This window comes from Polaribacter sp., assembly GCF_965660385.1.
GTDB lineage: Bacteria > Bacteroidota > Bacteroidia > Flavobacteriales > Flavobacteriaceae > Polaribacter.
This window is the reverse complement of sequence record NZ_CBFHZT010000005.1, coordinates 19233-39812: the sequence shown is the minus strand read 5'-3', so window position 1 is coordinate 39812 and position 20580 is coordinate 19233. Positions and strand designations below refer to the sequence as shown.

Here is a 20580-nt window from a genome sequence, read left to right as displayed (position 1 = left end):
AAAGGTATAGAATTTTGTTATTTTTGCAGTGATGAATCTTCCAAAGAAATTAACAAATCGATTAAAATCTCGCAAAGAGAACAATGCATTGCGTAGCTTAAAGTTACCTTTAAATTTGATTGATTTTTCTTCTAATGATTATTTAGGGTTTGCGAAATCTGAAGTTATTTTCGAGGAAACTCATCAATATTTAATTGATAATAACTTTAAACAAAATGGTGCAACCGGCAGTAGATTGTTATCTGGAAATTATCAATTATATACAGAAGTTGAAAATTTTTTGAGTGATTTTCATCAAACTGAATCTGCTACTATTTTCAATTCGGGTTATGATGCCAATGTTGGTTTCTTCTCTTCTATTCCGCAAAGAGGTGATGTTATTTTATATGATGAATTGAGTCACGCTTCTATACGAGATGGAATCAAATTAAGTAATGCCAAAGCATTTAAATTTCTGCATAATGATTTGGAGGATTTGGAAAAAAAGATTCTTCAACAAACTCAGAATGCCATTAATTACCAGGCTGAACCTATTGAAATTTATGTTGTTACAGAAGCTGTTTTTTCTATGGATGGAGATTCACCTGATTTGGTTGCTATTTCAAAAATCTGTAAAAAACACAATGCTTTTTTAATTGTTGATGAAGCACATGCAATTGGCGTTTTTGGGGCAGGTTTGGTTCAAAACCTCAATTTAGAAGATGCTATTTTTGCAAGAATCATTACGTTTGGCAAAGCTTTAGGCTGTCATGGAGCTGCTATTTTGGGTAGTAAAAAGTTACAAGAATATGTAGTGAATTTTGCACGTAGTTTTATTTATACAACAGGACTTTCTCCTCATTCTTTAGCAACTATAAAAATTGCTTACAAACATCTAAATGTCAGTTCGAGTGAATTTGTGAAGAATGAGCAAATTTGTATCGAGAACTCTCAAAACAAACTCCAACAGAATATTCATCATTTTTTAGAAGCTGTAAAAAAACAGAATTTAAATTTTATTCCAAGTTGTTCTGCGATTCATTGTTGTGTAATTTCTGGAAATAAAAAAGTAAAATCAATTGCTCATAAATTGCAAGAAAAAGGTTTTGATGTAAAAGCTATTTTATCGCCAACAGTACCAAAAGGCAAAGAGCGTTTACGGTTTTGTTTGCATAGTTATAATTCTCTAGAAGAAATCACAAAAATTTTAGAATTACTACACTCAATAATTCATTAAATTTGTCATTTTTTCGTAGGCAGGAAACTCTTTAAAAAACAGAAAACAATTCATCTTAGATTGCTGTCTACTCAGAAATAATCGCAAAATGAAAACATACTTCATCACAGGAATATCGACAGAGGTGGGCAAAACAGTAGCTGCAGCTATTGTTACAGAAGCTTTAAAAGCCGATTATTGGAAACCAATACAGGCAGGAGATTTAGAGAATTCTGATACGCACAAAGTAGCGCGCTTTATATCGAATAAAAAATCTGTCTTTCATCAAAATGCATATGCTTTGCACACCCCTATGAGTCCGCATGCTGCTGCTGAAATTGATGGAATTCACATCAACTTAAAAGATATTGTAGCACCAAAAACCGAAAATCATTTGGTTATTGAAGGTGCTGGTGGTTTGTTAGTTCCTTTAAACGATACTGATACTATTTTAGACTTAATACAACCTGATTACAAGGTAATTGTAGTTTCACGTCATTATTTGGGCAGCATCAACCATACTTTATTAACCTTAAACTTATTAAAAGAAAAAGGATTTGATGTGTCTGTAATTTTTTCGGGTGATGAACATCCAACTACGGAAAGTATCATCCAAAAAATGACCAACATTCATGTTATTGGCAGAATAAATGAAGAACCCTATTTTGACCAAAATATCATTAAAGAATATGCTCAAAAATTTGCAGAAAAATTGTAATTTGCCATATGATGACAACTGCTAAAAATCTTACTTTTTTTACCCCAAAAGCCTCTTTAGGCAATGGTGCTATTTTAATTGATACAGGAATTTCTGCTGGATTTCCATCACCTGCAGATGATTTTCGAGAAACTCGAATTTCTTTAGATGAGGAGCTGATAAAAAATAAAGACGCTACATTTTTTGCAAAAGTAAAAGGGCAATCTATGATTGATGCTGGTTTAGATGATAATGATTTATTAGTAATTGATAGAAGTTTAGAACCCGCAAACAATAAAATAGCCGTTTGTTTTTTAGATGGCGAATTTACAGTGAAACGTTTGCGAGTAGAAAAAAATGAGGTTTGGCTGCAACCAGAAAACCCTAATTATCCAATCATTAAAATTACAGAAGATAATGATTTTGTGATTTGGGGAATTGTAACTAATGTGATTAAAAAAGTTTGAAACGAATTGTAAAATATTACTTTAAAGTTTTAAAAAAGCAAGTATTATTTTTGCTTTTAATTGTTTTGATACCTACAGGTTTTGCACAAAATCGTGCGGCATTTCAAGATACAATTCCGTTTAAAACAGATTTAGGGTTAATTATTATTCCAATAACGTTTAATGGCGTTGAGAAACAATTTGCTTTTGATACTGGCGCTACACATTCTGTTGCTTATGATTGGGCAAAAAATGAGCTAAAACCAACAAGAAAAACAACGAATATTACTTCTTCTAGTGGTTTAAAAAGTAAAATGCGCTTTTATAAAAGTGGATTAATAGAACTAGGAAGTAGAAAAATTAGAAAACATAGCATATTAAACACAGCTAAAAACGAGGTGTTTTCTTGCTACAAAATCGATGGAATTCTGGGTGTTGATATTATAAAAGAGTTGAATTGGACTATTGATTTTGAGCGAAAGATTTTAGTTATGTATCCATCAAATCATTTTCCAGATAAGGTAAAAAAGATGCATCCTTTAACTTTTAGTTATCATGATAAAAGACCTTATGTATTTCTAAAACGAAACAATAAAAAAATTCGCTTTCTTTTAGACACTGGTGCTGGAGGTTTTTCTAATATCTCAAAACGCGAGTATAACTTTTCTACAATTGATAATTATCCAAATTTATCAACGCAAAGTGCCAGCATGGATGTGAATGGAATTCTTACTTCATCATTAGCCAATATTGTAAAGTACACAGAAAGTGTTTCTGGTGATGTTACTATTTCACCAATTATAGTGTATAACAACCAAAAATCTTCTAAAATAGCAAATCAATTATGGAGAAATAATGAACTTTTTTTATCCTTAAAAAAAGATAAGTTATATAGTTTTAAAGCTAACATCAACAATAAATACAAAGGATATCCATGTTCTGTTTTATTCTTTAAAAACAAAATGCGAATTGTTAAAGTGGATGAAGAAAGTGATTTATGGCAAAATGGTGTGAGACAAGGCACTGAAATATTATCTATAAATGGAAAAAAGTTTGACAATTTTTGTGATTTAGACAATTATTTCAGAAAAACAGTTCAACTGGAACAATCTTTCAAAATAACTTTAGCTAATGGTAGCGTATTTACTGTAAACAAAAATTCGATCCTTAAAAAGTAAAAAAACAACCTTTTTCGATAATTTATTATTGTTTTTCGATAATTTTTATATATTTGCATCGTTAAATAATGATTACTTATGCGAAAAATTTACATTTTAAAAGCAATTATAGACTTTCTTTGGATATTTTCTATGCCAGCAATACTTTTAGTTATTGGTTTGGTTTTCGCCGTCTTTTTTATCGATTTGGGTAAACTTGATATCACAATAAATGCAGTTAATTTTAACGCAAACGATGTAACATATAAAATACTTCTTGCTATTTCTGCATTAAATTATTTATTACTTCTTGCAGCTTTGTATTATTTCAGAAAAACACTTCGCTATTTTTTAAATACTAAAATTTTTGATGCAATCGTTATTTCTTCTTTCAAAAAAATTGGAAATCTACTTTGTATATCTGCCATAATTGCTATCTGTATTTCGTTTATGATAAGGATTTATTATCAACAAAAAGTAAGTTTAGAACTTGGCTTAAATGAGCATATCATACTACTATGCCTTGGTTTATTCTTTTTAATATTAAGTGAAATTTTTAAAATAGCAAAAGCTCATAAACAAGAAAACGATTTAACGATATAATTATGAAAAAAACAGCCTTTATAATTTCTAAAATCACTTTTTGGGGATTTGCATTATTTTCTAGCATTTTAATTCCGTTTTCATTATTGTCTTTTTTAGAATATTACTTTAGTTGGGATATCCCTTTTGTGGAAATCGTACAAAGAGATGGTTTAGACTTTGCTAAAATTAAAAATATTGGAGTTGAATTTTGGATCAATTACACCATCATTTTAATGTGGGGAACATTTATTTATTATTCCATTTACTTTTATATTTTACAAAGTTTTTTCAAAATATTCATCACCCAAAAAACCTTTGAAGAAAATTCTTTACAAAAATTAAAACTCTTTTATCGTATTAATTTTATTCCTGTAATTATTGATTTTATTGGAATTATAATTAGATATATTTTGTTTGATAGTTTAAGATTTGATGAACCACATTTCTTTGTTTTGATTCATTTGCTCCTAGCTTTCTTTTTATACTTTTATCTAGATTTGATTAAAAAAGGAAATACTATTCAACAAGAAAATGATTTAACAATATAGTTATGAAAGAAATTAACGCATTACAAAAAGCAATTAAAACACTCACCTTTTTTTTTATACTGATTGTGTTCTTGTATCCTATAAAAGCATTATTTGCTTTTATGGAAGAAGATTTGACTTTTTTAGGTATGGTAATTGATGATTCTAAATCGATATTTTTGTGGATTAAATTTACCCTAAAATTTATTGCTAATATTGTGTTTTTTATGGGAATTCGTTTTTTATTAAAAACTCTGAATTTCAACACAGTAAAAAAGTTATTTGATACAAAGAAAGTTTTATTATTTAAGAAAACAGGACAGTATTTTTTGCAATCTGCAGCAATTGGCAGTTTGATTATTTTGGTTGATATTTTTGATGGAAAATTTGCGAACCTAAAAATGAGTACAGATTTTATATTTATCCTATACTTTTCTATGATTATTGGTTTTTTCTTTTTTGTTTTTAGTAAAGTTTTAGAAGCAGGAAAAAAACTACAACAAGAAAACGATTTAACCATATAACATGGCAATTATTGTAAACTTAGATGTTATGCTTGCCAAACGTAAAATGCGGAGCAAAGAGTTAGCAGAAAAAATTGGCATAACTACTGCAAATTTATCTATCTTAAAATCGGGTAAAGCAAAAGCGGTTCGTTTTTCTACGTTAGAGGCTATTTGTGAGGTATTAGAATGTCAACCAGCTGATATTTTGGAATATCAAAAAGAGTTATAAACTACAATTAAATTTTATTTTTTGATGATATCAAAAAATAAAAAAGCGGATTGTAAAAAAGGTGGTATTGTCAGCTTCTTTTATATCTACAGCAAATTACTTAGTTTAAGAAAAGCACAACAAGGCTATAATAAGTTGTTGATGCCAACTCATACATTACCTTTTTCTGATGTTAAAAAATGTAAAAAACACCCTTAAAAAGAATATTGTTTTAAAGAATTAGCAACACAAAAAAATATGCTTTAGAAAAAAGCAAATATTAATGATGAGTCAATCGCTTTTCAAAAAAAAGTATTTCTTAAAGCAACACATCTCTTCAAAATTGAAGTCAAAAACGGAGAGCTAAAAATCTTCAAAGCTACATAAGGGCTAAATTATTGTAAATATTAAAATAAAAGGAGCAATGTCTATTTTTGCAATTAATCTGAAAAAAATAAGCGAATTTAAGTACGTCTAAAACTATAAAATCAAGAATAAACTGCTTAAAACAATAGCTTTTAAGTTACTTCTCAGCTTTTAATAATGCACCAATAAAATATCAGTGTAAACAAAAAGCTATTTAGAAAAATGAAATTTGTCACTAACTTTTCAAATTTAATAGTTGAAAGAGACAAAATTTACAGGAACCTCGTTATTTTCTAATCTCTTTTTTATTTATTCTTTTTTTATTAGAATAGATAACATTATGCACCTTAATCGTTAGGATTATTTAGTGCTTGAGAAAGATCAGCAATAATATCCTCAGCATTTTCTAGTCCAACAGAAACACGAACCAAGCCATTGGTAATACCAACTTCTAATCGATCTTCTTCTGATAATCTACCATGAGTTGTAGATGAAGGATGTGTAACAATAGTTCTTGTATCTCCAAGATTTGCAGATAAAGAACACATTTTTATGTTATCTAAAAATTTTCTACCAGCATCAATACCGCCTTTAATTTCAAAAGCTACTATATTACCTCCTAATTTCATTTGTTTTTTTGCAACTTCATACTGTGGATGAGATGCCAAAAAAGGATATTTTACGATATCTACCTTCTCATTACTTTCTAAAAACTGCGCTACTTTTAAAGCATTTTCAGAATGTTTCTCTACCCTTAAAGACAGTGTTTCTAAACTTTTAGACAACACCCAAGCATTAAAAGGAGACATTGCTGGCCCAGTATTTCTGGCAAATAAATAAATTTCTCTTATTAAGTCTGATGAACCAACAGTAACTCCACCCAAAACTCTACCTTGACCATCCATTAGCTTTGTAGCAGAATGAATTACCAAGTCTGCTCCAAATTTAATTGGTTGTTGAATGTAAGGTGTTGCAAAGCAATTATCAACTATAAAAATAAGATTGTGTTTTTTTGCAATGTTGCCAATCAATTCTAAATCTAAAATATCAACAGCAGGATTTGTTGGTGTTTCTATATATAAAATCTTTGTATTTTCTTTGATTAAGCTCTCAACAATAGCTACTTCATCTACTTTAAAATAAGATGTTTCGATATTCCATTTTGGTAAATATTTCGTAAACATACTGTGTGTAGAACCAAAAACAGATCTACAAGACACAACATGATCGCCAGCATTTAATAAAGCTGCAAATGATGAAAAAATTGCTGACATACCTGTTGCAAAGGCGTAACCCGCTTCTGCACCTTCCATAGCTACTACTTTATCTACAAATTCTGTTGTATTCGGGTTGGTAAACCTACTATATAAATTTCGTTGTTTTTCTTCTGCAAAGGAAGAACGCATTTCTTCAGCATCTTCAAAGACAAAACTTGAGGTTAAGTATAAAGGTGTAGAATGCTCAGAAAATTGTGTTCTTTCTGTTTGATTTCTTATGGCTTTAGTTTCGAAATTTTTCATTTTTTTATTAGTTGTTGGTTGCTAGTTGTTGGTTCGTGGATGATGGCTTAACTATTAACTAAAAACCATCAGCCAACCACTAACTATTTGTTTTGATACTGAAACAAGTTCAGCATGACACTTTGTGTCAATTCCCATGTTTTGCTAATCTTAATATGTCTCCAAAAACACCTCTTGCTGTAACACTTGCTCCTGCTCCTGCTCCTTGAATTACAATAGGTTGCTCTACATAAGATTCTGTATAAATCTCAAATATGGCATCAGAACCTTGCAAAGATCCTAAAGGTGTGTTTATTGGCGTAGAAACTAATTTTACAGCTAAATCACCTTTTTCTTTTGATAAATCTCCACTTAATTCACCTATATAACGTAAAACGTGATTTGGTTTTTGGTTTTCTTTTAGGGTTTTATATTCATGATTCAACAACTCCAATTTACCAAAAAATTCATCTGCAGAACCTTCCCTTAAATTTTCTGGAATTAAATTTTTAATTTCAACTTCATCAAACTCATTTTCCAGTTCTAATTCTCTTGCTAAAATTAGCAATTTTCTTGCAACATCGTTTCCACCTAAATCTTCTCTTGGATCTGGTTCTGTGAATCCTTTGTCAATAGCTTCTTGCAACACGTCTGAAAACGGAACATCTTTTACGGAGAAATTATTAAATAAATAACTTAATGACCCAGAAAAAACACCTCTTATTTTGGTAATATTTTCACCAGATTCGTGTAACAATCTAATTGTATCAATTAATGGTAAACCTGCACCTACATTGGTTTCATATAAGTACTGTTTTTTATATTCTTTTAATTTTGCTCTTACTTCTTGATAAAATTCAAATGATAAAGTATTGGCTATCTTATTACAAGAAACCAAATCAAAACCAGCTTCAATTAACGGAATGTAATTGTTCACAAAATTAACGCTTGCAGTATTGTCCACTGCAATTAAATTTTCGAAATGATGTGTTTTTGCAAATGCTATAATATCATTAACAGTCGTATTTTCATCACCTGTATTGTATAAATCTTCTTTCCAATTTTTAGAAACTCCATTTTTATTTAGCAATACTTTTTTAGAGTTCGCAATTGCAAAAACATTCAACTGAATTTTACGTCGTTCTAAAACAGATTGAGTGTTTTCTATAATTTGATCAATTAAAGTACCCCCAACCAAACCTTTCCCAAAAATAGCGATATTAATTTTCTTAGTTACTCCAAATACTTGTCCATGAATTACATTTACGGCCTTATGTAATTCATCCTTCTTCACTACCAAACTCACATTTTTACCTGTAACTGTATTATTGAAAAGTACTGGTACAATTTGGTTTTTTATTAAGGCGTTATAAGGGTGATGAAACTCACTTAAATCTTGACCAATAATCGAAATTACAGATACATTTTTAGTCACTGAAATTTGATTTACATCTTGAGCATAAAAATCATTTTCAAACTCTCTTTGTAAAGCAGCAACTGCATCATCAGAATTATGAGCATCAATAATTAATCCTATTCCTCTTTCTGAAGATCCTTGAGAGATAATACTTACACTAATATTTTTATCACTTAAAGTTCTAAAAATACGCGCATCTACACCAACTTTACCTAACAAACCTCTACCCTCAAAATTAATCAAAGCTACATCATCAATTGTAGAAATAGATTTGATTCCTTTTGTTGAAGATGCTGATGTAATTAACGTTCCTTGATCTTCTTTATTAAAGGTATTTAAAATTCTAAGGTTGATGTTTTTTTCTAATAACGGAATAATGGTTTTTGCATGTAAAATTGAAGCGCCAAAATTTGCCAATTCATTGGCTTCTGAATACGAAAGCTGTTCAATCTTTTTTGCATCAGCTACCAAATCTGGATTTGCAGTGTAAATTCCGCTTACGTGGGTGTAATTCTGCAATTCATCAGCATCTAAATAATTAGCTAATAATGCTGCTGAATAATTACTTCCATTTCTACCTAAAGTAGTTGTTTCTCCTTTTTTATTTGAAGCTATAAAACCAGTAACAACATTTATTTTATCGCTATTCTTTTTAAAGTATGCAACAACTTTTTCCTGAGAAACAGTGCTGATAGGTTGTGCATTCCCAAAGTTTTCATCAGTAATAATTAATGATCTTGAATCAACTGAGTTCACTGGAATATTGTGTGTTTCTAACAAACTTGTGATTAACTTTACAGATAATAATTCACCTTGAGCTAAAACTTCATCTTTTATTTTCTGACTATAATCACCCAACAAAGAAACACCTTCGAAAATGGTTTCTAAAGTTGAAAACTCTTTTGAAAAATCTACTTTTCCATTAGGTTCTTGTTGATATTCTTTAAACTTTTTAAACTTGTTTTTATAGTCTTTTTTAGAAGCTGCCCTCTCTAAAATAGCTTCCAAATCGTTTGTAGAATTACCTCGTGCAGAAGCTACAACAGTAATTTTATCACCGTTTTTATATTTATTCGAAATAATCTCGATGGCATTTTTTAATCCTTTTCCGTTTGCTAAAGATTTGCCACCGAATTTAATAATCTTCATTTTTTTCTGGCTATAGTTTTTATTGAAAATAGGTTCAATAATTTTTTCTAATTGATCATACTCAATCAAAAAAGCATCATGACCATGCACCGAATTTATTTCATTGTAGGTCACATTTTCTTTAGTAAGCGCAATTTTTTTGTGAGTTTCTCTGTTCTCCTCCGCTGTAAAAAACAAATCAGAATCTACACCTATAATATGAATATTCGCATCAATTTTATCTAAAATATCAAGTGCTTTCTCTCCACCAACAGTTACATCAATGGTTTTTAACAGCTGATTCATCAATTTATAAGATGATAATTGATAACGCTCTTGTAATTTTTTACCATGATGCAACAACCAACTTTCTACATTAAAAAAGTCTGAATTTTCATTTTTAGAGCGATGAAAACGTTCTTTAAAAGATTCTGGAGTTCTATAACACAACATGGCATGCATTCTTGCATCATGCACAGGATTCTTAGAATTGATTAAAAATTGCTCTTGTATTTGACAATTGGCAATTAACCAATCAGTAGATTTCCAATCGGTTGCAATCGGGATAAAATGTTGCGTCAAATCATTTTTTAACACCATCATTTCCCAAGCAATTCCACCACCTAACGAACCTCCAATTAATGCAAATAATTGCTTAATTTTTAAAGTATCTAATCCTTCTAAAAAAATTCTTGCAACATCTCTAGCAATAAAATCTTTGTAGTTATCAATTAAAAAACCATCAAAACCATTACCTGGAATATTAAAAGACAGTACTGTATAAATGGCTGTATTTATGGCTTTTTCTTTACCAACAATATCTTGCCACCATCCATCTTTTCCACCAACCTCACTATTTCCTGTTAGTGCGTGATTGATTAATACAACAGGCGCTGTGCCTAAATCTAGACCAAAAACTTGATAACTCAAGTTTAAATTAGAAACAAGAGCTCCAGATTCTGTTGTAAAGTTTTTTAATGTGATATGTTGCAATTGATGTTCCATTTTTTATACAAGGGGTTTTAGCCCCTTGTATTGTTTATTGTTTTTATATTTTAGCAAAAGCTGCTTTTAAATCGGCCTTTAAATCTTCTATATCTTCAATACCCACAGACAATCTAATTAAGTCTGAAGTTACCCCAGCACTTTCTTGTGCGGCTTCATCTAATTGTTGATGAGTGGTACTTGCAGGGTGAATAATTAACGATTTTGTATCACCTATATTTGCCAACAAAGAAAACACTTTTGTTTCGTTAGCAACTGTTTTGGCTGCTTCAAAACCTCCTTTTGCCCCAAAAGTTACAATACCACTTTGGCCTTTTGGTAAGTATTTTTTTGCCAACTCATTGTATTTACTACTTTCTAATCCAGGGTAATTTACCCAAGCAACCTCATCTTGTGCTTCTAACCATTTTGCCAATTCCAACGCATTTTCTGAATGTTGTTTGATACGAATTGGTAAGGTCTCTAAACCTTGAATGATATTAAATGCATTTGTTGGGCTGATTGCTCCTCCAAAATCACGCAATCCTTCTAAAATTAATTTAAAGGTATATGATGCTGCACCTAAAGTTTCGTAATATTTTAATCCATGGTAACCTGCAGATGGCTCTGTAAATTCTGGGAATTTTCCATTAGCCCAATTAAAAGTTCCACCATCAATAATTGCACCACCTAAAGAATTTCCTTGTCCGCCAATATATTTTGTTAAGGAATGAATTACAATATTTGCTCCATGTTTTAAAGGATTTAACAATGCTGGAGTTGCCACAGTATTATCCACAATAAAAGGAACTTCTGCTGCTTTAGAATGCTCAGCAATAGCCTCTAAATCTAATACATCTAATTTTGGATTCCCTAAAGATTCTACAAAAAATGCTCTGGTATTATCTTGAACTGCTGCTGCAAAATTATCAGGATTTGAAGCATCTACAAAAGTAGTTGTAATACCCAATCTTGGTAAGGTAACATTTAACAAATTGTAGGTTCCACCATACAAACTACTTGATGCTACTATATGATCTCCTGCTTTTAAAAGTGTTAACAATCCAGTTGAAATTGCTGCTGTTCCTGATGCAAAAACTACGGCTCCAATTCCGCCTTCTACAGCTGCCAAACGCTCTTGTAAAATTTGATTTGTAGGATTATTTAAACGTGTGTAAATAAAACCTAATTCAGCCAACGAAAATAAATTTGCGGCATGGTCTGAATCATTAAAAACATACGATGTTGTTTGATAAATTGGCACTGCTCTTGTACCTGAAGTTTGTGTTACATCATGTCCTGCGTGCAACGCATTTGTTGCTAATTTGTGTGTACTCATTTTTCTATTTTTTTGAGTTAATTTAGATTCCTGTTTGTACAGGAACAACTTTTAAAAGAAACACAATAATCTATATTGTGAATCAATTTGTGATTAAAACAAAAGTCAAATGCATCAAAATTTGATGTACTTACTAGAAAAATGTTATTAAGAATTCAAATTTTCTTGATATAGAAAATTCTTTTTTTGTTATCTATCCAATCTCTGTTAAGAGAAACTGAAACAAGTTCAGTTCTTGGGTAGAATTTAGCACCTTCTTTGAGATACTGAATAGATTTCAGCATTTTCAAAGGGTTGCTAAGGTTTCAACGGGTCTAATCCCTACACCTTTCTTGATAACATTTCAATAAGTTATTGAACTTTGTGAGTGCAAATATTGCAACAGAAATATTTAAAAACCAAATAAAAATAGACTTATTTTATTTCTCTTAAAGTTTTCTTAGCATTTTAAGCTATCAATTATGCACTAAATAATTTTTAAAGAAAATTGATGTAATTTATAATAATGATGTAAATTTGCACTTCAATAAGAGGAAAAATTTGAACTGATTGCAACCTCTCGTGCTGAACTTGATTCAGTACCTAACTTGAAAATGAATTTCTATTTTGAGATTCTGAAACAAGTTCAGAATAAAAATGCTAAAGCAGTAATTTTCTACTTCTTTTAGCGACTATGCAATCAATTTTAGTAAAAATCAAAAAGATAAATTGAATTATGTCGTATTTATTTACATCAGAAAGTGTTTCAGAAGGACATCCAGATAAAGTAGCAGATCAAATATCTGATGCTTTAATTGATAATTTTTTAGCCTTTGATAAATCTAGTAAAGTTGCCTGTGAAACTCTAGTTACTACAGGTCAGGTTGTTTTGGCTGGTGAGGTAAAATCTAAAACCTATTTAGACGTTCAAAAAATAGCAAGAGATGTAATTAATAAAATTGGTTATACCAAAGGCGAATATATGTTTGATGGAAATTCTTGTGGCGTTTTATCAGCAATTCATGAACAATCACCAGATATTAACCAAGGTGTAGACAGGTTAAAACCAGAAGAACAAGGTGCTGGAGATCAAGGAATGATGTTTGGTTATGCAACTGATGAAACTGAAAACTATATGCCTTTAGCTTTAGAATTATCGCACAGATTATTAAAGGAATTGGCTGAAATCCGAAGAGAAAACAAAGACATTACCTACTTAAGGCCAGATGCAAAAAGTCAAGTTACTATTGAGTATTCTGATGATAATGTACCTCAACGAATAGATGCTATTGTTATTTCTACACAACATGATGATTTTGATGATTCAGAAGAAGTGATGTTAGCTAAAATTAAAAAAGATATTGTTGAAATCTTAATTCCTAGAGTGATTGCAAAATTACCTACTGATATTCAGAAATTATTTACAGATAACATCACTTATCACATCAATCCAACAGGAATTTTTGTTATTGGTGGTCCTCATGGAGATACAGGATTAACTGGAAGAAAAATTATTGTAGACACCTATGGAGGTAAAGGTGCTCATGGTGGAGGAGCATTTTCTGGAAAAGACCCAAGTAAAGTAGATAGATCTGGAGCATATGCTACAAGACATATTGCTAAAAATTTAGTTGCTGCAGGTTTGTGCAAAGAAGTTTTAGTACAAGTTTCTTATGCAATTGGTGTAGCTGAACCAACTAGTATTAATGTTGAAACTTACGGAACAGCTAAAGTTGCTTTAACTGATGGTGAGATTAGTAAAAAAGTTGAAGAGATTTTTGATATGCGCCCTTATTTTATAGAGCAACGTTTAAAATTAAGAACACCTATTTATTCTGATACTGCTGCTTATGGACACATGGGAAGAACTCCAGAAGTAAAAACAGTGACCTTCTCAAACCCAATGGGAGAAACTGTTTCTGAAGAAGTAGAAACTTTTACTTGGGAAAAATTAGATTATGTAAATCAAGTAAAAGAAGCTTTTAACTTATAACAGTTTAAGCAATATATTTACACAAAAAACCGTCAATAATTTATTGATGGTTTTTTTATATTCTAAAACCTCTTTAACATTAATTTAAGAGTTGGTGATTGATTGATTCCGTAATTTCGAACGCAATTCAAATCAAATCATTATTATGACAAAAAAAATTCTCTCGCAACTATTTGTAGTTGCACTTGTTTTTGGTTTTTCTGTTGATGCTAAGGCTCAAATTTTTAAGAAGAAAAAAAAGGAAGAACCTAAAAAATCGGCTACAAAGCCTAAGCCAAAAGCTAAAAAAGATGCTATTCAACCTTATGGTAAAGTAGTTACAAAAGACCACAAAACAGATGATGGTTTATTTAAAGTGCATTCAAAAGATGATAGCTATCTTTTTGAAATACCAGATTCTCTTTTAGAAAGAGAAATGTTAATGGTAACAAGAATAGCCAAAACTGCAACCAACATTGGTTATGGTGGAGAAAACACTAACAATCAAGTTTTAAGATGGCAACGTAAAGGTAAAAACATTTTATTAAGAATTGTATCTCATAGAATTTCTGCAGATACTATTTTACCTATTCATCAAGCTGTAGCTAACTCTAATTTTGAACCTATCCTTTATTCTTTTGATATTAAAGCTTTTAATAAAGATACCACAGGTGTAGTTATTGATGCTACAAAATTACTTACTGAAGATGTAAAACCATTGGGTCTTGATGAAAGATCTAGAACCACATACAGAGCTACAAGATTAGACAAAACACGTTCTTATATAGAAAGAGTAAGTAGTTACCCTACCAACATTGAGTTAAGACATGTTAAAACGTATTTTGCTAGCAAAGCACCATCTAATAGTGCAGTTGGCTCAATATCTCTAGAAATGAGTAACTCTATGATTTTATTACCTAAAGAACCTATGAAAAGACGTTATTATGACGAACGTGTTGGATGGTTTACAACAGGGCAATTAGATTATGGTTTAGATGCTCAAAAAGCAAAAACTGTAAGATATTTAGACAGGTGGAGATTAGAAGTAAAAGACGAAGATGTAGAAAAGTTTAAAAGAGGCGAATTGGTTGAGCCAAAAAAACAAATTGTGTATTATATTGATCCTGCAACACCAATGAAATGGAGAAAATATCTTAAACAAGGTGTAAACGATTGGCAAGTTGCTTTTGAAGCTGCTGGATTTAAAAATGCAATTGTTGCCAAAGATGCTCCAACTAAAGAAGAAGACCCAGATTGGTCTCCAGAAGATGCACGTTATTCAGTAATTCGTTATTTTGCTTCAGATATTCAAAATGCTTATGGACCCCATGTAAGTGACCCTAGATCTGGAGAGATACTAGAATCTGACATAGGATGGTATCATAATGTAATGAGCTTATTGCGCAACTGGTTTTTTGTACAAACTGCTGCTATAAATCCTGACGCACAAAAAACAGAATTTAAAGATGAAGTTATGGGACGTTTAATTCGTTTTGTATCATCTCACGAAGTTGGCCACACTCTAGGTCTGCCTCACAACATGGGGTCTAGTGTTGCTTATCCTGTAGATTCTTTGCGTTCTGCAAGTTTTACTAAAAAATATGGAACAGCGCCATCAATTATGGATTATGCACGTTTTAATTATGTTGCTCAACCAGAAGATAAAGGTGTTGCTTTAATGCCAAATATTGGACCTTATGATAAATACTCTGTAAATTGGGGATATAGACCTATTTTAGACAAAACTGCTACCGAAGAAAAACCAGTTTTAAATAAATGGATTTTAGAAAAAGCGGGTAACCCAATGTATCGTTTTGGACGCCAACAAAGAGGGGTTATAGACCCTAGTTCACAAACTGAAGATTTAGGTGATGATGCTGTAAAAGCAAGTATGTATGGAATTAAAAATTTAAAAAGAATTTTACCTAATTTAGAAAAATGGACTACTAAAGATGGTGAAACTTATGATGAAATGGAAACCATGTTTGGACAAGTTGTTGGACAATTTAATAGATATATGGGACATGTTTCATCAAACGTTGGCGGTATTTATGAATACTATAAAACTGCAGATCAAGAAGGTGCTGTTTATACACATGTAGACAAATCTAAACAAAGAGAGTCTTTACAATTTGTAATTAACGAATTGTTTAAAACACCAACTTGGATGTTAAATAAAGATATGTTCGCTAAATTTCAATCAAGTGGAATTGTAGAAAGCATTAGAGGATTACAGGTTAGAACTTTAAACAGTGTTTTAAGTCCTTCTCGTATGTCTAGAATGATTGAAAATGAAACTTTAAATGGATCTGAAGCGTATTCTTTAGTAACCATGTTTTATGATTTACGCAGAGGTGTTTGGTCTGAAATTTATAATGGTAAAAGCATTGATACCTACAGAAGAAATTTACAAAAAGCACATATTGAGCGTTTAAGTTACTTACTTAATGAAGCCGAAGACCAAAGAGGTCGTTTTGGTAGCCCATCTGTAACTGTAAGTCAATCTGATATCAAATCTTTTGCAAGAGGAGAGTTAAATAGATTAAAAAGAGATGTGAGGTCTGCAGCTTCTAGAGCTTCTAACACAACTTCTCGTTATCACTTACAAGATGTTTTAGCTAGAATTGACATGGCATTAGATCCAAAATAAATTCAAGTTAACGCTTCATAAACTTTTTTAAAAGTCACATCAAAAAAAATTGATGTGACTTTTTTAGTTTTCATAAAAAAATAGGAAAAATCGCATAAAATTTTACTTTAGGCTAAACTGCATGTAAACAGGCAAATGATCTGAAGCCTGTTTAAATTGATTTAAAACTTTTCCAGAGATATAATTTATTGAATTTTTTGTGTAAAAAATATAATCAATACGTTCTACTGGCAGCTTAGAATTGAATGTGTTTTTGATATCACTTGCATTAAAAGCAGCACTACCAACTCCTTGCATAGCTAATAATTTTTGAATTTCAGCATTTTTATCTCTTGCCTGTGAATTAAAATCACCCAATAAAATAGTTGGATAGCTGTTTTTATATTGATTAAAAATTGCTAAAACTTCTTTAAACTGTAATGCTCTTGTTTTTTTATCAAAGGCTTCTAAATGTACATTTATCAAAATCACTTCTTTACCCTTTAAATCAACTTTAACCACTTGTGCTAAACGCTCTAGGTAAAAAGCATCTCTATGAAAAGAAGCATCAGCAACTCTATGCAAAACATTTCTTTGATGCGCTTTTAAAGGATATTTACTGAATATAGATTGTCCTGAAACCACCTTACCAAAGTGCATGCTAAAAGGCCAATAAGGAAAAGGTACATAACGTTTATCCCAATTAATAACTCTCGCTGTAAAACCATAACCTAAACTTGCAATTTCTTTTTCTTGATTGATGTTATAACTTCTTGAAGCATCAAAATCAATCTCTTGTACAGCAATAATATCTGGATTTACTTTTATTATTTCTGATGTAACTTTTTGCAAATTATCATCAAATAAAGCTCTTGTTTTTTCAATGGGCAAGTTATTCGTCATTCCACTCAAATACCCAATGTTGTAGGTTACAATACTAAAAATAGAATCCTTTTCAGGAATTTTAAAGCCATCTACCTTAATCAATTTTGCATATTCACTATCCTCTAAAGTAGGTGATGATGCCCAAAAAAAGAACACTGTAAACGCAATGATGAATATTACTAAAAATCTCAAAAAATACCTCAAGAATCGTTTCATTAACTTTCTGCTGTATTTTCTGGTGGTGCATCATTTTTAAACGCTGTAAGTACTTTGTCTATAGAATTATTAATTTTTTCTTTATCAGTATTATATTTTGGTGATAAATTTCCATTACCAGCAAACTGTTCTATCGTAACTGTTGTAGAAGGAAAAGCAAATTCAACGCCCAATTCTGCAGCTAATTTTATTATTGCCATGTGTAATCTGTGTTTAGAAGATTGCTCTGTACCCCAAGCCAAACTTTTAAAATATACATTCATCATAATTAATAAAGCAGAATCTCCAAAACCAGTAAACTCTACATTATATGAATCTGATTTTGTTTCAGGATGCTCTTTAATAATTATTCGCACCCCATTTACAAAGGCCTCAATTAATTCTGGTGGTGTATCATAACGTAAACCTAAATTGGTATTATAACGTCTGTACAAACGCAGGCCACTATTATTAATTACCATTTCTGATAGTTTACTATTCGGAATTTGAAATACTGTTGTATCTGCTGCTCTAACTCTTGTAGATCTAAATCCCACTTCTTCAACAGTACCTGTAACTTCGCCTGCACTTATCCAATCGCCAATATGAAAAGGTTTATCTAAAAAAATAGCCACTGTACCAATAAAGTTTTTTACAGTGTCTTGAGATGCCAATGCAAATGCCAAACCACCAATAGTTGCACCAGCTAACATGGTTGTAGTATCTACACCAAATAATCCTAAAACTTTAAAGAAACCAAAAATAACCACAACACCTGTTAATAAATTATTTAAAATAGGAACAAGTTGATCATCTAATTTACTGTGGGTTTTTTCTGTAAGTTCTTTATAAAGTTGCATAATTACCTTTACAAGTTTTAAGAAAACGTAAATCCAAAAAACGGTTTCAGCAATATTAATAGATAAAAAGACCCATTTATTTATGGTTAATGAAAACTGTAAAGAAGGAAAAATAATATCAACAAATTTTAAAGCAATTACAAGGCTTATAGGGTGTGCTAATTTCTTTAAAACTGTTTTTACTTCAATATTTGTATGATTACTTTTTGTAATATAATGCTGTATACGCTGTAATATGGTAAAAGCTATTTTTTTAAAAATAATAAAAACTAAAAAAGACAGTACCAGCAAAATAATAACTGCTACAAACTGCCAAAGCTCTACACCAAAAGCTTTTTTATGACCAGAAACAGGAATAAGATTCTGTAATTTACTAACATACCAAGGAAAAACTTCTTCATATAGTTCATCAATACTTGCTATCGTTTCAGTAGAATAATACCAATTATTTTCGATTTTTTCTACATAAATTTTTGGCATCCTTTGAGGAAACAAAACATACTTGTTATAAGAAGCATACCCAATTGAATCTTTGTAGTTTTTAGCTATTGGAACTTTATTAAAATCAATATACAAACCTTTACCATCTAAAACTTTTTTAATTTTTATAGCTTTTTCAATAGCTTCATTACCATCTAAACCATAAATAGTTTTTGCCGCTTTTTTTGGTTGATAAGAATCTTCTTGAAGAAAATAAATATGAGTATATATTGTGGATTTTGGGCTACTTAAATCTACTGTAACCTGCTCTTGAGCATTTGTAAAAAATGAGAAAAAATACAGTAAGGCAATCACTTTTTTCATAATCTATAATTTGTTAAACAGCCGTTAAAATTATCCACAAATTTAAACCTTTTATTTTTTTTGGTGTCAAAGAAGCGTATTAATTAAATAACAATAATAACATTATGAAGAAAATAGCAAGCATTTTAGTTTTAGTTTTCACTTTTACGTTAACGACACAAGCACAAGAAAAAAGAAGAGAAAGAGGTCCTAAATTATCTGTTGAACAGCATACAGATTTAGCAGTTAAAAAAATGACATTAGCTTTAGATTTATCTGAAAAGCAACAAAATGAAATTGCACCTTTACTTAAAGCACAAGCTTCTGCTAAAAAGGCAGGTATGGAAAAGCGCATCGAAATGCGAAAAAACAACACGAAACCTACTGCAGATGAGATATACGCTATGAAAAGCAAACAATTAGACAATCAAATTGCGTTTAAAAACAAAATGAAAAATATTTTAAACAAAGAACAATTTGAAAAATTTGAGAAAATGGCAAAAAGAAGAATGGCAAAAGGAAAACAAATGAAAATGAAGATGATGCAAAAAAAGAAAAAAATGGCTAAAAAAGATAGAGAATAACGTAAATTATTTGGTTGATTAGTTTTTTTTAAGTCCGATTTCGTTTTAGAAATTGGGCTTTTTTTATTCCTTAAACCAACTTGAATATTTTACATAATTGTTAGCAATCCTATCAATTTCTCCAGAAATTAATTCCTCAGAAATATCTTTAACTTTTTTTGCAGGGATACCTGCATAAATACTTCCGCTTTCTACAAGTGTATTTTTGGTAACCACTGCACCTGCTGCAATAATTGAATTACTCTCTACAATACAATCGTCCATAATAATCGATCCCATACCCACCAAAACATTATCATGAATAGTACAACCGTGTACAATAGCATTGTGCCCAATGGAAACGTTATTACCAATTGTTGTTGGCGATTTTTGATAGGTGGCATGAATTACTGCACCATCTTGAATGTTAACTTTATTACCAATTTTAATGAAATGTACATCACCACGAAGTACAGCGTTAAACCAAATGGAACATTCTTTCCCTAAAGAAACTTCACCAACAATTGTGGCATTTTCTGCAATGTAACAATCTTCTGGTATTTGTGGGTGTTTGTTATTTACGGGTTTTATGATAGGCATTTTTTTATGTTTAGTTGTTGGTTGTTGGTTGTTGGTTGTTGGTTGTTGGTTGTTGGTTGT

17 protein-coding genes and 1 riboswitch are annotated in these 20580 nt (G+C 30.6%); of the genes, 11 read left to right on the top strand and 6 right to left on the bottom strand.

Annotated elements, in window-relative coordinates; genetic code table 11:
• The first annotated feature begins 31 nt into the window (after nucleotides 1–31).
• The 8 genes from ACTG3V_RS02780 to ACTG3V_RS02745 all read left to right on the top strand — a co-directional run bounded on the left by ACTG3V_RS02780 (nucleotide 32) and on the right by ACTG3V_RS02745 (nucleotide 5342).
• Nucleotides 32–1216, top strand: a complete 1185-nt coding sequence (locus tag ACTG3V_RS02780; RefSeq protein WP_439130601.1) for an aminotransferase class I/II-fold pyridoxal phosphate-dependent enzyme — start codon at nucleotides 32–34, stop codon at nucleotides 1214–1216.
• An 88-nt stretch (nucleotides 1217–1304) separates the two neighbouring features.
• Nucleotides 1305–1913 (top strand): dethiobiotin synthase, encoded by a 609-nt coding sequence (gene bioD / locus ACTG3V_RS02775; protein ID WP_439130600.1) that lies wholly within the window; start codon nucleotides 1305–1307, stop codon nucleotides 1911–1913.
• 11 nt (nucleotides 1914–1924) lie between these two features.
• Nucleotides 1925–2359, top strand: coding sequence for a LexA family protein (locus ACTG3V_RS02770; protein WP_439130599.1), 435 nt, complete (start codon nucleotides 1925–1927; stop codon nucleotides 2357–2359).
• Nucleotides 2356–3516 carry a retropepsin-like aspartic protease gene (locus ACTG3V_RS02765; protein WP_439130598.1) on the top strand — a complete coding sequence of 387 codons (1161 nt, stop codon included), beginning with the start codon at nucleotides 2356–2358 and terminating at the stop codon, nucleotides 3514–3516. Before ACTG3V_RS02770 ends, ACTG3V_RS02765 begins: the two co-directional genes overlap by 4 nt.
• A gap of 78 nt (nucleotides 3517–3594) precedes the next feature.
• Entirely contained in the window at nucleotides 3595–4098 is a 504-nt protein-coding gene (locus ACTG3V_RS02760; RefSeq protein WP_439130597.1) for a DUF2975 domain-containing protein, read from the top strand.
• 2 nt (nucleotides 4099–4100) lie between these two features.
• Nucleotides 4101–4628 carry a DUF2975 domain-containing protein gene (locus ACTG3V_RS02755; RefSeq protein WP_439130596.1) on the top strand — a complete coding sequence of 176 codons (528 nt, stop codon included), beginning with the start codon at nucleotides 4101–4103 and terminating at the stop codon, nucleotides 4626–4628.
• Between the two features lie 2 nt (nucleotides 4629–4630).
• Nucleotides 4631–5131, top strand: a complete 501-nt coding sequence (locus ACTG3V_RS02750) for a hypothetical protein (protein ID WP_439130595.1) — start codon at nucleotides 4631–4633, stop codon at nucleotides 5129–5131.
• Between the two features lies 1 nt (nucleotide 5132).
• Complete coding sequence (locus ACTG3V_RS02745; RefSeq protein ID WP_439130594.1) at nucleotides 5133–5342, top strand: helix-turn-helix domain-containing protein; 210 nt, start codon at nucleotides 5133–5135, stop codon at nucleotides 5340–5342.
• A 692-nt stretch (nucleotides 5343–6034) separates the two neighbouring features.
• Here the strand turns inward: ACTG3V_RS02745 and ACTG3V_RS02740 are convergent.
• From ACTG3V_RS02740 to ACTG3V_RS02730, 3 genes are all read right to left on the bottom strand, one after another.
• Nucleotides 6035–7207: an O-succinylhomoserine sulfhydrylase gene (locus ACTG3V_RS02740; RefSeq protein ID WP_439130593.1), complete on the bottom strand. Its 1173-nt coding sequence runs from the start codon at nucleotides 7205–7207 to the stop codon at nucleotides 6035–6037.
• Nucleotides 7208–7334: 127 nt separating this feature from the next.
• On the bottom strand, nucleotides 7335–10736 hold the full coding sequence (gene thrA, locus ACTG3V_RS02735; RefSeq protein WP_439130592.1) for a bifunctional aspartate kinase/homoserine dehydrogenase I: 3402 nt from the start codon (nucleotides 10734–10736) through the stop codon (nucleotides 7335–7337).
• A gap of 43 nt (nucleotides 10737–10779) precedes the next feature.
• On the bottom strand, nucleotides 10780–12054 hold the full coding sequence (locus tag ACTG3V_RS02730) for an O-acetylhomoserine aminocarboxypropyltransferase/cysteine synthase family protein (RefSeq protein WP_439130591.1): 1275 nt from the start codon (nucleotides 12052–12054) through the stop codon (nucleotides 10780–10782).
• 186 nt (nucleotides 12055–12240) lie between these two features.
• Nucleotides 12241–12396: riboswitch (SAM riboswitch) on the bottom strand.
• Nucleotides 12397–12769: 373 nt separating this feature from the next.
• Here ACTG3V_RS02730 and metK point away from each other — a divergent pair.
• Complete coding sequence (gene metK / locus ACTG3V_RS02725) at nucleotides 12770–14026, top strand: methionine adenosyltransferase (RefSeq protein ID WP_439130590.1); 1257 nt, start codon at nucleotides 12770–12772, stop codon at nucleotides 14024–14026.
• A 145-nt stretch (nucleotides 14027–14171) separates the two neighbouring features.
• The gene (locus ACTG3V_RS02720; RefSeq protein ID WP_439130589.1) at nucleotides 14172–16655 is read left to right on the top strand and encodes a zinc-dependent metalloprotease; all 2484 of its coding nucleotides are present in this window, start codon (nucleotides 14172–14174) and stop codon (nucleotides 16653–16655) included.
• A 102-nt stretch (nucleotides 16656–16757) separates the two neighbouring features.
• Here the strand turns inward: ACTG3V_RS02720 and ACTG3V_RS02715 are convergent, their stop codons facing one another.
• Nucleotides 16758–17675: an endonuclease/exonuclease/phosphatase family protein gene (locus ACTG3V_RS02715; RefSeq protein WP_439130588.1), complete on the bottom strand. Its 918-nt coding sequence runs from the start codon at nucleotides 17673–17675 to the stop codon at nucleotides 16758–16760.
• Nucleotides 17676–17734: 59 nt separating this feature from the next.
• Nucleotides 17735–19378, bottom strand: a complete 1644-nt coding sequence (locus ACTG3V_RS02710; RefSeq protein ID WP_439130587.1) for a mechanosensitive ion channel family protein — start codon at nucleotides 19376–19378, stop codon at nucleotides 17735–17737.
• A gap of 104 nt (nucleotides 19379–19482) precedes the next feature.
• Between ACTG3V_RS02710 and ACTG3V_RS02705 the strand changes: the two genes are divergently transcribed.
• Nucleotides 19483–19941, top strand: a complete 459-nt coding sequence (locus tag ACTG3V_RS02705) for a hypothetical protein (protein WP_439130586.1) — start codon at nucleotides 19483–19485, stop codon at nucleotides 19939–19941.
• A 63-nt stretch (nucleotides 19942–20004) separates the two neighbouring features.
• Here the strand turns inward: ACTG3V_RS02705 and ACTG3V_RS02700 are convergent, their stop codons facing one another.
• Nucleotides 20005–20520 (bottom strand): gamma carbonic anhydrase family protein, encoded by a 516-nt coding sequence (locus ACTG3V_RS02700; protein ID WP_439130669.1) that lies wholly within the window; start codon nucleotides 20518–20520, stop codon nucleotides 20005–20007.
• Between the last annotated feature and the right edge of the window lie 60 nt (nucleotides 20521–20580).